This is a genomic window from Cellulomonas bogoriensis 69B4 = DSM 16987, assembly GCF_000767165.1.
Taxonomy (GTDB): Bacteria; Actinomycetota; Actinomycetes; order Actinomycetales; family Cellulomonadaceae; genus Actinotalea; species Actinotalea bogoriensis.
This window is the reverse complement of sequence record NZ_AXCZ01000085.1, coordinates 1-11658: the sequence shown is the minus strand read 5'-3', so window position 1 is coordinate 11658 and position 11658 is coordinate 1. Positions and strand designations below refer to the sequence as shown.

Here is an 11658-nt window from a genome sequence, read left to right as displayed (position 1 = left end):
GCCGCCGGCATGCCCATGGGCGGCGGCGGTGCAGCCGCCGGCAAGCAAGACCAGCGCCGCCGGACCACCTTCGGCTACACCGTCCCCGACTTCACCGAACCCACCACCCCCGACCGCAACCACCCCGCACTCCAAGCAGGCTCACGCGACAACCTGCCCGTCCTCCCCCCACCACCAGACCACCACCAAGACCCCGACCGCTGGTAGTCCTCGGACCTTGGCTCGATGTCGGCGAACTCGCCGGGTGTGGGGTACGTCTTCTCGCCTGCACGTCGCTTGGTCGGTATCTACATGATCCGTGGTGAGCGCAGCACACTGGGCCCATGACAGCCCCCCGTACCCGCCGGCAGTTCCCCACCCTGACCGCCGCCCTGGCGGACTTCGGTGTGCCCCAGGAGAACTGGCCAAAGATCCAGGAGATCGTCGCCGACCTGGACCTCGCACAGTTCTGGATCCCGCCCTCGCGCGCCCACATCTCCACCGCGGGCGCCACCGGTCCGATCAAGGCGTACATCGGCAAGGGTTCCATCGACATCCCCCAGCCGGGTGGGGAACCACTTCGTCACTGGTTGCCGGTGAACTCTCCCAACCCGTCGGGGCCTCGGGCCGCTGTGCGTGAACTGCCCGTGCAGGTGTGCCCAGCGCACCACATGCAGCTGCCGGCCAACGGTCAGTGCGAAGACTGCGAGTAGGGCTACGGGTCGCGTGCGCAAGCACGAGTCGCTCAGGGACCCGCTGCGTCCCCAGGCTTGGGCACCCAGTCCGCCGTCAGCGGCGTCGGCCTGACGACGTGGTGTCCACGGCTGGGCTGGGCGCGTCGCTCACTCGTCGGGCCGGCTCGTTCCGGGCGAGGGATCGAACGCCTCGAGGAACTCGAGTGCGGCCGTCGCCGCATCCTGCGCCAGGACGTCGAGCGGCGCCTCGACTCCGTCCTGCAGGCGGCCGTTGGCATACGACTGGGCGGCTCGTGAGAAGGGGTCCGCCAGGTCCCGCATCACTGCCAGCAGCACTGACGGGTAGTCCGTCGTGGAGCCAGGAGGGATCGCCGCGCGGGCGGCCTCATCGCGCCCTCGGGGGAGGGCAGACGGTGCGGCACCCGGTCCCTGAGCGCCGCTGAGGGACCTCGCAGGTTCTGCGCTGACGCCCGACCACACCCAGGCAGCGGGATCTCCTGGCCGAGGTTGTCGTAGACGTCGCACAGGAGCTCGAGCTTCACCGGGACACCGTCGACGTCGCGCCACCACCGCCAGCCGCCACCGCCGGGACGGGTCGCGAAACCCGCCGCGACAAGCCCTCGCTCCAGCCAGGTGAAATCCTCCTCGTCGCGTTCATAGACGAAGCCCAGCTGCACCAAGAGATCGACGTCGTTGGTGCCCTGGTGCGGGACGTCGTCGACGGTCGTCAGGAGGTCGGCGTTGAGCCCCCCGATCACGGTCAGTTCCATCGCGCGGTCGCCAACGGCCGCGACGAGCCCGGTGAGGGCGCCCTCGACCAGCGCTCGCGTCTCACGGTTGCGCATCAGAAGCCGATCCTCGTCTCTCTCAGGTGGTCAGCGGCCTCTTCCTCGCGTCCTCCGACGCGCATGAGGTCGCCGTACAAGCGCACGTCGCTCACGATCGGCACGACGTCGTTCGTCGGGGGCGTCACGGCGCGGAGGTACCGGTCAGCCCGGTGGACCCGCACCCGGGCGCCGCGCTCCACCCGCCGGAGCCCGGCACCCTGCAAAAGGTCGTCGACCTCGGCCTCTGCGGACGGGAGGTCGGCGTAGAGGTCCACCACGGGTATCGCAGTCAAGAATGGGGCACGGCGCTCGAGCGCAACCGGACCGGTAGCCGCCCACCAGAGATGCCGCCACACTCTCGCGATCTCGCGCTCGAGGAACACCTCGCCATCGCGGACCAGGGCGTGAGCCTCGACGCTGTCACGGGGCGTCTCCCGGTACCACCGCACCCACGAGCTGAGCATGGCACTGGGGTCCGTGAGGAATCGCACCGCCGCCGGTCCTCGCTGCGGCCCCTTCTTCGCGGTCCACCCCTCGGCGTCAAACATCCGGAGCGCGGTCGAGGCCACTGTCGGGCTGGCGTGCAACGCGTCGGCGAGCTCGGTGACTGTGGGCAGCCGCATATCTCCGCGCGACGTCGCTCGCTCGAGCTGTGCTCGGGCGAGGAGCAGCTCGGCGACGGCGCCCGCACCGGGCGTCCACGCCACCCCGAGCCGACGGCGTTGGGGCTGAGGGACCTCACGCCCGTCGACGACGACGACGAGGCCAGGCTCGGCACGGACGTGGGCCGCGCCCCGGGCATCGGCCCACGAGAGCGACTGGGCGAGCAGCATCGACCGGCCTCCGGGCGACATCTGGCTCGCCACGATGACAGGCGACTCCCCCGGCCGCGGGCCGCGCTCCGGCAACCGGCGTAGGGCTGCTCGCACGTCTTGGGGGTAGCCCTCGCCCGCCCAGACCGGGATGAGGATGCTCGTGCTCGTGCCGTAGGACACGGCCAGGCGCCCGCCTTGCTCGCGGCGCAGCGTCAGCGTGGCCCCCGCCGCCTGGCCCAGTACGGACACCAGCGCGTCAACCGCCCGTTTATCCACCTCCGACATGTTTTCCACTGGGCCAGTGTAATAAGACTTTTAGGTGGAAAACTAGGGCGCAGAGCTCGGCAGTGGGAGAGGTCCACCAAGCCGCTCAGCCCGAGCCCGCAGCCACGCACCGACGAGTCGAAGTTCCGGCAGTCCTTCGCTGCGGTGCTCGTGCCCCTGTGGGGTGGAGTGGGCGTGGACGAGGTGCGGCTGACCGGGTGGATGGAGGAGCGGTTGCGGGTGGCCGCGGTGGCCGTGGCGGACAGCGACCGCCTCGGTGAGGTCGAGACCGCGGTTCTGACGCAGCTCGACCCGCCACTCAACCTGCGGGGCATGGCGGTGAGCCCGGTGCGACGGCAGTTGTCGCAGTTGCGTGGCTCGGCAGCCGACCACAAGGGGTGACGGAACGCGCGAACCTGATCGACGCGCGCCACGCCGTATCGCCGAACTTGCCGACGAGGCCTGAACGCGCACCCTGTGACCCGCTCCTGCCGTGTCGCTGTCGGCACCTGAGCCTCACAACGATCCCTTGACCCAGATCATGGGCCCGTGCCGCTGCTCGCTCCGCCTCCAGGGGCGGTCAGTCGCATCCTGCCTGTTTCCGTTGCGAGCTCGGCGCGCGTCGCGGGCGCCCGGACCCACACCAGGAGCGCGTCCACCAGACGAGAGGGCAGGACGTCGACGGCGTGGGCCGGGACGTCGAGGGTGCACGCCTTGGTTCGTCGAGCCGTCAGGATGCGCGGTCGACGCCGGGAGCTCCAGGAGGCCGCATCGGGGCGACCGACGATCCGGATGAGGACCTCGCGGGAGGTCGGGACGATCGCGATGTTGTGGACGTCGTCCCAGGCGAGCCGCCCCTCGGTGTCCCAGCCTCGGACGGTCACGTGGTCGGGGGTGAGGACGAGGCGCGGCGCCCAGGCCACGCCGACGAACCCATCCGGTACGGCGAAACCCGCCAGGACGGCGACGGCAAGGGGGATCGGCCAGCCAGGGTTGCCGTCGGCCCGGAGCGAGACCGCGACGTAGAGCAGCAGGAGCGCGAGGAGGCCGGAGGTGAGCAGGGCGATCGTTCGGCGTCGGCGCTCCCAGGGCACCACGAGCGCACCGCAGCCATCGACGGTCGTGGCGATGACGGAGCGCCCGTCGGTGGGGGTTCGGTGGAGGTAGGTCCAGTGGAAGCCGAGCGAACCCAGGGCGGACCACGACAGTCCCACGGCAGCGAGCAGCAGCGATGTGCCGGTGCTCCACGGCTGTTCCTGTCCGGGCAGGAGAAGCGCCCCGACGCTCACGGCGAGGAGCCCGAGACCGAGGACCCCGTTCCCGACCACCACGAACCAGAGGAGTCCCCGGTTCACGCCCCGCTCCCGCGGGTGGAGGCCTACCCCTGCGCCCAACGAGCCACTAGAAGATCGCATCCCACACGTCCCTCGCCGTCGTGCTCGCCCAGTCAGCAGCGCCGCCTGCGAGGTCCGCAATATCCCCGACCGTCTCGGTCAGCTCAGCCCAACCGTCTGCGATCGCGGTGCCAACGTCACCCAGTTCCGCAACTCCGTTCTCCCACATCGAGTCGATCATCCCTGAGGTGACGATTCCCACACCCGCCCCGACGACCGTGCCCACCACGGCGCCGACTACTGTGCCGCCCACTGGGATCACGCTGCCGGCCAGGGCACGGCGTTCGAGCGCAACCGGCGCGGGGCTGGTCGCACGTCCTGGGGGCAGCCTTCGCCCGCCCGCTCATCCACCTCAGACGAGTTTTCCACTGGGCCAGTGGAATTTGCCTTCCGGGTGGAAAACTAGGCCGTACGGCTCGGCAGTGGGAGAGGTTCGCCAGGCGGATCAGACCGAGCCCGCGGACGCCTCGATGGTTCCCAGGCTGGCGGGTGTGCCGAGCTCGCTGGTGTGGGAGCTGCGCTGGTAGTCCCGTAGGAGCTGTGCCGTGACCGCGGGGTCGAGCGCCAACCACCGGGCGTCGAGGACTGCCAGCGACGGCAGGGGGGTGTGCGCCGCTGCCCGCCAAGGGCCAGACCGTCGCCGATGGATGGGCCCGGCAGACGCATCTGCGCGCAGCAGGACCTTGCCCCAGGCGGTGCCCACATCGTCGTCGGCGGCGACAGCCACCAGGGCGGGCCACGGAATGCGGGACTCCAGCCCCTGATCGCGCACCACGACCGCCGAGGGCGTGAGCCACAACCCGCCGGGCGAGATGCGCCCCGACGCGATGAAGACCACCGGGACAAGGGCGTACCCACCGACCGCGAGAAGGAGCGCACCTGCCGCCGGGGCGTCGCCGACGAGGAGCACCAGGCCGCCCGCCACGAACGGGACAGCGATGAGCAGCCCCAGGGTGAGCGTCCCGCGAGCCGAACCCGGGGTGCGGTGATCGCGGTCGCTGGCACCAGGCTGACCCCACACCCCGTCCCGACGACCCCAACACGACCCGGACCGGACCCCCGTCCACCCGCACGACAGCGGGCACCGTGTCACACCCACACACCAGAACCAGCGCTGAAGACGGCCACCGAGCCGCTCCCGGACCTCACACGCCGCCTGCTGGAAGATCGAGGCTAGCCGCCAAGAGGGAGCGTGCGACGGGTCAATGAGCGGCGTCCCAGGCGGCGATGCGACGGTTGCGCGCCTCAACGAAGGCGATGCTGCGACGACGGTACTCGTGGTACGTGAGCAGGTCCTGCGGCAGGGCGGGGGTGGTGAAGTCGTCGAACGGGATGAAGAAGCTCACCTCGTCGAGATTCGCGGTCACCATGTCCTGCAGCAGAAAGAACTCGACGTAGCCGCGGAAGTCACCGAACAGCGCGAAGAAGTCCCCGTACCGGTGCAGGACCTCGTCCAGAGGGCTGGCCTCCTGGAGGTAGTGGCGGCGGATGCACTCGAGGGTGAGGTCCATCCGGTCCGCGATCCGGCCGTTGAAGCCGCGGGCCCCGTTGAGTGTCTGCTTACCGCCGATCCGGTTACCGGGGAACACCATCATCCCGCCGATCGTGTAGACCACGCGCAGGAAGGCTCGGGTCTCAGCCTCGGGGATCTCACCGCCCCAGGCTCCCAACCGCCGGTTGGTGAGCGTCGGCACCACCGTGTCGCTGGCCAAGAAGAACTCGCCGAGCTCGGAGTGGTGGTGGAGGTACGCGTGCCGTCGTTGATCGGTGAGGGTGAACAGTGCGCCACTCGGCAACGGCTTGCTCCACAGCCTCTGGTGGTAGCGGCGCAGGGTCGGGCTGTACGAGTCCGGGTCGCGGCCGCCAGCGTCCGCGCGGACGTCGAAGGTCGTGTCGATCATCGGTGAACCGACCCTGGCTGCGCCTCGAGTGCGTCGGCGGTCCAGCTCCGGCGCACCTCCGGGTCGAGCACATGTGTTGCGCCCATTCGAGCACCTCCTGGAAGGTGTCTCGGCAACTGAACCGGGTGTCTTGATACGCAGGCCGATGATCGGCGCCAGCGCGCGCCACAGATGGACACCTCTGCACCAACGTCGGAGACACCCGGATATCAGGCGGAACACCCAAAAGCGGCGTAACGCCACGCACCCGACCCCGAATATGCCGTCACGTCAATATCCGCCCTCTTCGGGGCCCCAATTCTCTCAACGATGCCCGTGCGTGACCGATACTGAGCCCATGAACGCGCCGGGGGCCTTTCCCGCGTGGCAAGGGGGCCTCGCAGCCTCGTCAGCCATGGTCGACGACTCCGGCGCGCGTCGGCACGTCCTGCTGCACTGCGTGGGCGGCGCTGATGCCGGTCATGGGCTTCCGCTCACACCCGCGACCCGTGACCAGGTGCGTACATCGGTGGTCGAGGCCGGGGTACTGGACGCGGAGGCTGCCGCAGACCACGTGCTCGACGCCCTTCCGCACCCTGAGGCCGGCAGCTCGTTCGCGGACCTGCCGTTGATCCGCGCCCTCGACCGCCTGCCTGCCGACACGTCCGACGTGGTGGTTGTCCTGCTCGCAACACCCTCGCAGGACAACCGGGGCGACGACGGGACGCGCCCCGTGGCGGAGATGTGGCAGGAAGCTCTACCTGTCGTCGCCCGCGCGGTGACCGGGGCTCGTGTGACGGTCGAGGTGGCGGTGCTCACGTCGTTCGGCGCCGGTCCGGCCCGTGACGCGGCGCGCTCGGCCCTACTCCGCCACCCGGACCGTACGGCCGCCGTCACGCACGGCGTCGGCTCCAAGCAGCTGATGTTCGGGACCCTCTTCGGGGCGCTGGCGGTGGACCCGGACCTGTTGCTGGTGGGCCTCGGAGTCGACCCGGAGATCACCCTCCCTCGGCCGGCGCAGGACGCCGTGCCGTGGCTGCTGCGGGTCGGGGCGTTCGACTCCGCCCTCGAGGCGCTGGATACGAGGGGGATGCCGGCGTCCCGGGACGGGCAGTGCTGCGACGGCCGGGAGTCCGTGCTGCGGTTCCTGGCGGCACGGCAACGCCTTCAGTACCCAAAGGTCTCCTGTGGATCGGAAGCGACCGGACCCTGCGCCGCTCTCAAGGGCCTCGGTGCCCAACATGCCCCTTCCGCCTTGGCGTTCGCCGGGCTCTTGGGGTGGCGGGCGGGGGACCCCCTGGGTCCGCTGCTACTCCGCGCCTGGCTCGAGACCCTGGAGCGAGGTCTCGGGTGTGGGTGCGCGTCGTCCACCGAGACCCTGGGTGCACGGATGCGCTCGCACCGGAAGGGTTGCGCCCCCTGGCTCAGGACCCACAGCAAGGCCATCGACGCGATCATCGGCGCAGGCAACAAGGCCGCGCACGGCTACTCGCTGTCGCGGAGCGTCGTCGGCGTCGCGGCGGCGACCCAGATGGTGCGTGAGCTCGAGCCTCAGGCGTTGGATCTCTTCGCCGCGGCGCGCCGGGTGGGTCTGCCCTTGTTCGAGCCGGCTCCCGGGCCGCTGGTGGTGCACTGCGTCGGGTCACGTGAGGGCTCTGGCGACTTCGCGTTCATCACCGCGCTCAGCCGGCCGGGGGCCGTCGACACCAAACACAGTGCGAGCGCCCCTGCGCGACAGGGAGCCCGCGGTGGGGTGGCTCACCCGAAGGACGAGCTCGACATCGTCCCGTCGTACGTCGTCCTGGTGGCGAGCGAGGACGCGCAACCAAGTGAGGTCGTGTCCGGTGGGGGGGTGCGCGGGCCCACGTCGCCGCTCGCCCATGAGGCACGGGCGAGGTGGGAAGCAGCCGGGGTTCCTGCCGAGGTCGTGCTCGTCCGCCTCGCAGGGCCTTTCGAGGCGATGCGTGCGGCGGTCGAGCGCGCGGTCGCGGACGTGACCGTCCCGGTCGACGACGTCGTCGTGACGTTGGGCCCGGCCGACCAGCGCATGGCGCTCGCGACGACGTTGGGCGCATCGAGTGGGGCGCAAGCCCGGGGCGCGGTGCTCTCGGCGCGTGAGGTCCGCGCGACGGGTGCCGGCTCGACGTCGGGGACGGCCGTCGAGGCTGCTTTGCGTGCGGACGTGGCCGTGCTGGGGCAGGACGCGCACCTGCTCCGTGGCGCTGCGGAGCTCGTGGGCAGAGGGGCCACGGCTGGGGCCCGCGCACTCCTCGCCGGCGGTTCCGGCCGCCTCGGGCCGCAGCTGGCAGCTGTGGAGGGCCTCCACGAGGAGTTGGCCGTCGGTGCTTCCCGCAAGAGCTACGGCTGGTACGCCCTGCTCCGCCTGGCGCGCGAGATCGCGCAGAAGGACCCTGCACGCGGGGTGATCGCGGCGTACGCGGCGCTCGACACCGACGAGCACCGGGGGCAGGTGGTCCCTCAGCTGCGCAATGCCAGGAACGCGTTCCTGCACGGAACCACCGGTGCGCACTCACGGGTCGCGTCCGACGCGCTGAGAGCGCAGTTGGAGCGCTCGACGCCCGTGGCGAAGGGGAACGGGGCGTCCTCCCGGGCCTCAGTCCTGCTCAAGCTGTGGCGCACAACGCGCGACCAGCTACTCACGGAGGTCGAGGGATGAGCCCCGAGGTGATCGTCCTGAGCTGTTCGCACCCACTCACCGAGCCCCAGCTCGAGCGCCTCCAGGTGCTCGCGGGCGGTGCACGGTTGCGCGTCCTGGAGCCGGACCTGGCTCACCTGGACCTCGACGGGGACCTGGTCGGCCAGGTCCGCCGCGCACTGGACGCGCTGCCGTTGCGTGGGTCGGACTGGGAGTCGCTGCCGTTCCTCGTCTCGCTTCCGGCGCTGTCATTGTCCGCGGCGGTGCTGGTCGCGGAGGTGCACGGACGGTGCGGACACTTCCCGACCGTCGTGCGGCGTGTCAGGTCGCGCGGGCCGGTAGTGATGTTCGAGGTCGCGGACCTGATCGGGTTGCAGGACGTCCGTACCTCGGCCCGCGCCGGGCGGGACCGATGAGCGGCGTCGGGCGGACCGGTGCCGACCGACCCCGGTCCCTGCCCCTGGCGGTGCGGGCCGTGCGCCTGGCGACCCAGCGGTGGGGTGAGACCGCGCTGGTGACGATCATCCTGGCGCCGCCGATGATCGACCAGTTCCTCACGGCCGTGCACCCGTCGACACCCTCGGGGGATCGTCTGGCGTCGTTCGGGGTCGGGGCGGTGCTCGCAGGGCTGCTGGCCCTGTCGCTCGCACTGGTCGCTCGTCGACAGTTCCGGCGCCTCAGCGCACTGGTGGCCACCAGCACGTTGCAGGTGACGGACGAGGAGCAGCTGCAGGGCGTCCGGTGCATCGTCGCACTGCGAGGCACGCGCAGCGGACCGGGCACCGCCGAGCACGTCCTGCCCCGTCTGCGCGACGTGGAGCGCGTGGTCCTGGTCGGTTCACCGGAGTCGGTGGGCGACGTCTGGAAGGGCGGCTGGGCGGACGTCCACGAAGGGCTGCGCGAACGCGTCCGGGTGGTGGGCGACACCGAGATCGACGACATGGTCCGCATCGAGCCGTTCGGCGCCCCGGAGGCGAGCAAGGCCGCACTGGACTCGTTGCTGGCGGGTGAGGTGGCGCGGTTCGGCCGTGCCGGGGTGGTCGCCGACGTCACCCAGGGCACGGCACTGATGTCACTGGCACTGCACGGGGCGGCCGAACGTGCGGGCGTGCGCAGCCTGTACAGCGCGACGAGGGCCAGCGAGACCAAGGCGGGCTCCCGGGTGTTCACGCACCAGGGGTTCGTCGTCTGGTCGCCGGCGTCCGAGGAGGGGATCTGATCGTGCGTACCACGGGCGTCATGACCGACAGGAGGAGCCAGGCATGCACTGGGTGATCATCGAGACGGGCGCGAACCAGTCGTTCGTGTTCGCAGCGACCAAGAGGCGCGCGAACGTGGGCGCGAGCCAGCTCATCCACGAGCTCGGCACCTCCTGGGCACGCGAAGCATCGCGCGACCTGTCCGGTGTGGAGCTGGTGGTCGAGGCGTCGGGCAAGGCGATCGCCCTGGTCGCGGACCCCTCCATCGGGCGTAGTCTGGTGCGGCGGGTTACGCGCCGCGCCCTGCGCGAGGCTCCTGGCCTGGAGGTGTGGGGCGCAGTGGATGCGCAGGCCCTGGCCCCGGACCTCTCGGACGCCGGGCTCGGGCTCGCGCGTGCGCACCGGGTTCACGCCGCAGCCCGGCAGGCCCTTCCGTCCCCGGCCGAGCGCCACCGCTCGGGACCCTTCCTGGAGCCGTGCGCCTACACCTCGGGTGCCGCGACCGCGCTCGCTCCGGAAGTTCGCGGCGCTCCGGCGCGCCCCCGCTCGGCGACCTTTGACGCGACGTTCCGGGCAGGTTCGACGGAGGCGTTGGACCGGTTGCGCTCGCTCGTCCCACCGGGGTCGGGGGCCGTGCTGGGCGACCTCTCGACGGACGTGTCGAACGCCGGGTGGGTCGCGGTGGTCCACGCCGACGGCAACGGGATCGGTCAGGCGTTCCTGACGCTGCACGAGGTGGTCGAGGGCCGGCGGTTCGTCGACACGCTGCGGGACTTCTCCCGTGCCCTGGACCAGATCGGCCGTGCCGCCCTGGCGTCGGCGGTCGAGCAGGTGGGGCCGTCGGCGGGTGAAGGGTGGTTGCTGCCCCTGGTCGTCGGGGGTGACGACCTCACTGTGCTCCTGGACTCGCGGGTGGCGCTGGAGTTCACGGCCGCCTACCTGCGGGAGTTCGAGGCCACCGCCCGGGCGCACCCGTCGGTGCAGGAGATGGCGGAGCTGGGCGCACTCCCGGACGCTGCGCTGACGGCTGCGGCGGGGATCGCGTACGTCAAGCCACACCACCCGTTCCACGACGCGTACGAGCTGGCCGAGCAGCTCTGCGCCTCGGCCAAGCAGCTGCCGGACGGCAGCGCCGCCCGCTCGGCCCTGGATGCACGCGTCGTGTTCGACTCGGTGGGCCGGCGCCTGGCGCAGGTGCGCGCCGAGTCGGTCGTCAGGTCATCGGACGGACAGGACGCGCTACGCCTGTGGGCCGGCCCGGTAGTGGTCCCGCCCGAGGACCGCACCGGTGAGGTGCATCGCGGGCCTACGTGCGAACGCGACATCGTCCACCTGCGCCGAGGGGTCGCGGAGGTCCGCGCCGGTCGCGCGAACGCGCCCGTGTCGTCCGCGGCGCTGCACGCACTCCGTGAGGACCTCACGCACGGGGGTGAGCGGATCAGGGCCCGCCGCGAGTCCGTGGAGCAGCGGTCGCGGGACGCAGGCGTGGCGCGCCTGTTCCTCGACCGTCACGTCGAGGTCACGGATGAGGAAGGCGTGCGGTTCAGCCGTCTGATCGACCTGCTGGCCCTGGCCGAGGTGCACCGCGGCGCACGGTCCGTCGACGGGGTGTCGGCATGAACCGGGGGACGACGACCTTGACGCTTCGGGTCGAGTTCACGAGCGACTGGGGTGTCGGGACGGGATCCGGTAGGCACGGGTCGGTGGACGCCACCGTCCGGCGGGACGCCGACGGCTTTCCCATGCTTCCCGCGAAGTCCCTGACCGGTGTGCTGCGTGACTCGGCGGTCTCGGTCACGTACGCCCTGGCCGAGGGCGACCCGGACAGTGTGTGGCACCGGTGGTCGGAATGGCTCTTCGGGTCGAGGCCGGCGGCCGGCGGTCGGCCTGCTCGCCGACCACGGCCGGCCCACCTGTCGGTGCGCCCGGCCCGGCTGAGCGGGGCGCTG

Annotated in this window: 15 protein-coding genes; 8 read left to right on the top strand and 7 right to left on the bottom strand. The window is 71.3% G+C overall.

Translation table 11 applies throughout. The features are described 5' to 3' along the window. On the top strand, window positions 1-207 hold a 207-nt coding region (locus tag N869_RS18495), incomplete at its 5' end, for a hypothetical protein (protein WP_232229674.1). 116 nt (window positions 208-323) lie between these two features. Then, the gene (locus N869_RS09055) at window positions 324-692 is read left to right on the top strand and encodes a hypothetical protein (protein WP_035060512.1); all 369 of its coding nucleotides are present in this window, start codon (window positions 324-326) and stop codon (window positions 690-692) included. Window positions 693-821: 129 nt separating this feature from the next. Here the strand turns inward: N869_RS09055 and N869_RS09050 are convergent, their stop codons facing one another. Genes N869_RS09050 through N869_RS09040 form a run of 3 tightly spaced genes read right to left on the bottom strand, consistent with a single transcriptional unit; the run spans window position 822 to window position 2565 of the window. Then, the gene (locus N869_RS09050; RefSeq protein ID WP_035060510.1) at window positions 822-1010 is read right to left on the bottom strand and encodes a hypothetical protein; all 189 of its coding nucleotides are present in this window, start codon (window positions 1008-1010) and stop codon (window positions 822-824) included. Next, a complete protein-coding gene (locus N869_RS09045) occupies window positions 995-1519 on the bottom strand; it encodes a hypothetical protein (RefSeq protein WP_035060508.1) in 525 nt (174 codons plus the stop codon). Before N869_RS09045 ends, N869_RS09050 begins: the two co-directional genes overlap by 16 nt. Beyond that, the gene (locus N869_RS09040; RefSeq protein WP_198026016.1) at window positions 1519-2565 is read right to left on the bottom strand and encodes a type IV toxin-antitoxin system AbiEi family antitoxin; all 1047 of its coding nucleotides are present in this window, start codon (window positions 2563-2565) and stop codon (window positions 1519-1521) included. Before N869_RS09040 ends, N869_RS09045 begins: the two co-directional genes overlap by 1 nt. Before the next feature lie 210 nt (window positions 2566-2775). On the opposite strand from N869_RS09040, the gene N869_RS09035 reads away from it, so the two are divergent. Then, window positions 2776-2982: a GIY-YIG nuclease family protein gene (locus N869_RS09035; protein ID WP_156968463.1), complete on the top strand. Its 207-nt coding sequence runs from the start codon at window positions 2776-2778 to the stop codon at window positions 2980-2982. A gap of 137 nt (window positions 2983-3119) precedes the next feature. Here the strand turns inward: N869_RS09035 and N869_RS09030 are convergent, their stop codons facing one another. The 4 genes from N869_RS09030 to N869_RS09015 form a co-directional block, all read right to left on the bottom strand. Further along, window positions 3120-3935 (bottom strand): hypothetical protein, encoded by an 816-nt coding sequence (locus N869_RS09030; RefSeq protein WP_035060502.1) that lies wholly within the window; start codon window positions 3933-3935, stop codon window positions 3120-3122. A 46-nt stretch (window positions 3936-3981) separates the two neighbouring features. Further along, window positions 3982-4227: a hypothetical protein gene (locus N869_RS09025; RefSeq protein WP_035060500.1), complete on the bottom strand. Its 246-nt coding sequence runs from the start codon at window positions 4225-4227 to the stop codon at window positions 3982-3984. A gap of 192 nt (window positions 4228-4419) precedes the next feature. Then, on the bottom strand, window positions 4420-4995 hold the full coding sequence (locus N869_RS09020) for a hypothetical protein (RefSeq protein WP_035060498.1): 576 nt from the start codon (window positions 4993-4995) through the stop codon (window positions 4420-4422). A 181-nt stretch (window positions 4996-5176) separates the two neighbouring features. Further along, complete coding sequence (locus N869_RS09015; RefSeq protein WP_035060496.1) at window positions 5177-5875, bottom strand: DUF6994 family protein; 699 nt, start codon at window positions 5873-5875, stop codon at window positions 5177-5179. A gap of 394 nt (window positions 5876-6269) precedes the next feature. On the opposite strand from N869_RS09015, the gene N869_RS09010 reads away from it, so the two are divergent. From N869_RS09010 to N869_RS08990, 5 genes are all read left to right on the top strand, one after another. Beyond that, on the top strand, window positions 6270-8531 hold the full coding sequence (locus N869_RS09010; RefSeq protein WP_156968462.1) for a hypothetical protein: 2262 nt from the start codon (window positions 6270-6272) through the stop codon (window positions 8529-8531). Next, the gene (gene csx15, locus N869_RS09005; RefSeq protein ID WP_052105291.1) at window positions 8528-8926 is read left to right on the top strand and encodes a CRISPR-associated protein Csx15; all 399 of its coding nucleotides are present in this window, start codon (window positions 8528-8530) and stop codon (window positions 8924-8926) included. The genes N869_RS09010 and csx15 overlap by 4 nt, the downstream gene beginning before the upstream one ends. Next, on the top strand, window positions 8923-9729 hold the full coding sequence (locus tag N869_RS09000) for a hypothetical protein (protein WP_035060491.1): 807 nt from the start codon (window positions 8923-8925) through the stop codon (window positions 9727-9729). Before csx15 ends, N869_RS09000 begins: the two co-directional genes overlap by 4 nt. A gap of 43 nt (window positions 9730-9772) precedes the next feature. Then, a complete protein-coding gene (locus tag N869_RS08995) occupies window positions 9773-11329 on the top strand; it encodes a Cas10/Cmr2 second palm domain-containing protein (protein WP_035060489.1) in 1557 nt (518 codons plus the stop codon). Continuing rightward, window positions 11326-11658, top strand: a 333-nt coding sequence (locus N869_RS08990; protein WP_035060487.1) for an RAMP superfamily CRISPR-associated protein, incomplete at its 3' end; no start/stop codon positions are given. The genes N869_RS08995 and N869_RS08990, both read left to right, overlap by 4 nt.

What these genes read in the sequence shown, in the direction of transcription:
- N869_RS09055 (WP_035060512.1), top strand. Translation starts at nt 324, where the DNA reads ATGACAGCCCCCCGTACCCGCCGGCAGTTCCCCACCCTGACCGCCGCC.
- N869_RS09045 (WP_035060508.1), bottom strand. Translation starts at nt 1,519, where the DNA reads ATGCGCAACCGTGAGACGCGAGCGCTGGTCGAGGGCGCCCTCACCGGG.
- N869_RS09015 (WP_035060496.1), bottom strand. Translation starts at nt 5,875, where the DNA reads ATGATCGACACGACCTTCGACGTCCGCGCGGACGCTGGCGGCCGCGAC.
- N869_RS09010 (WP_156968462.1), top strand. Translation starts at nt 6,270, where the DNA reads ATGGTCGACGACTCCGGCGCGCGTCGGCACGTCCTGCTGCACTGCGTG.
- csx15 (WP_052105291.1), top strand. Translation starts at nt 8,528, where the DNA reads ATGAGCCCCGAGGTGATCGTCCTGAGCTGTTCGCACCCACTCACCGAG.
- N869_RS09000 (WP_035060491.1), top strand. Translation starts at nt 8,923, where the DNA reads ATGAGCGGCGTCGGGCGGACCGGTGCCGACCGACCCCGGTCCCTGCCC.
- N869_RS08995 (WP_035060489.1), top strand. Translation starts at nt 9,773, where the DNA reads ATGCACTGGGTGATCATCGAGACGGGCGCGAACCAGTCGTTCGTGTTC.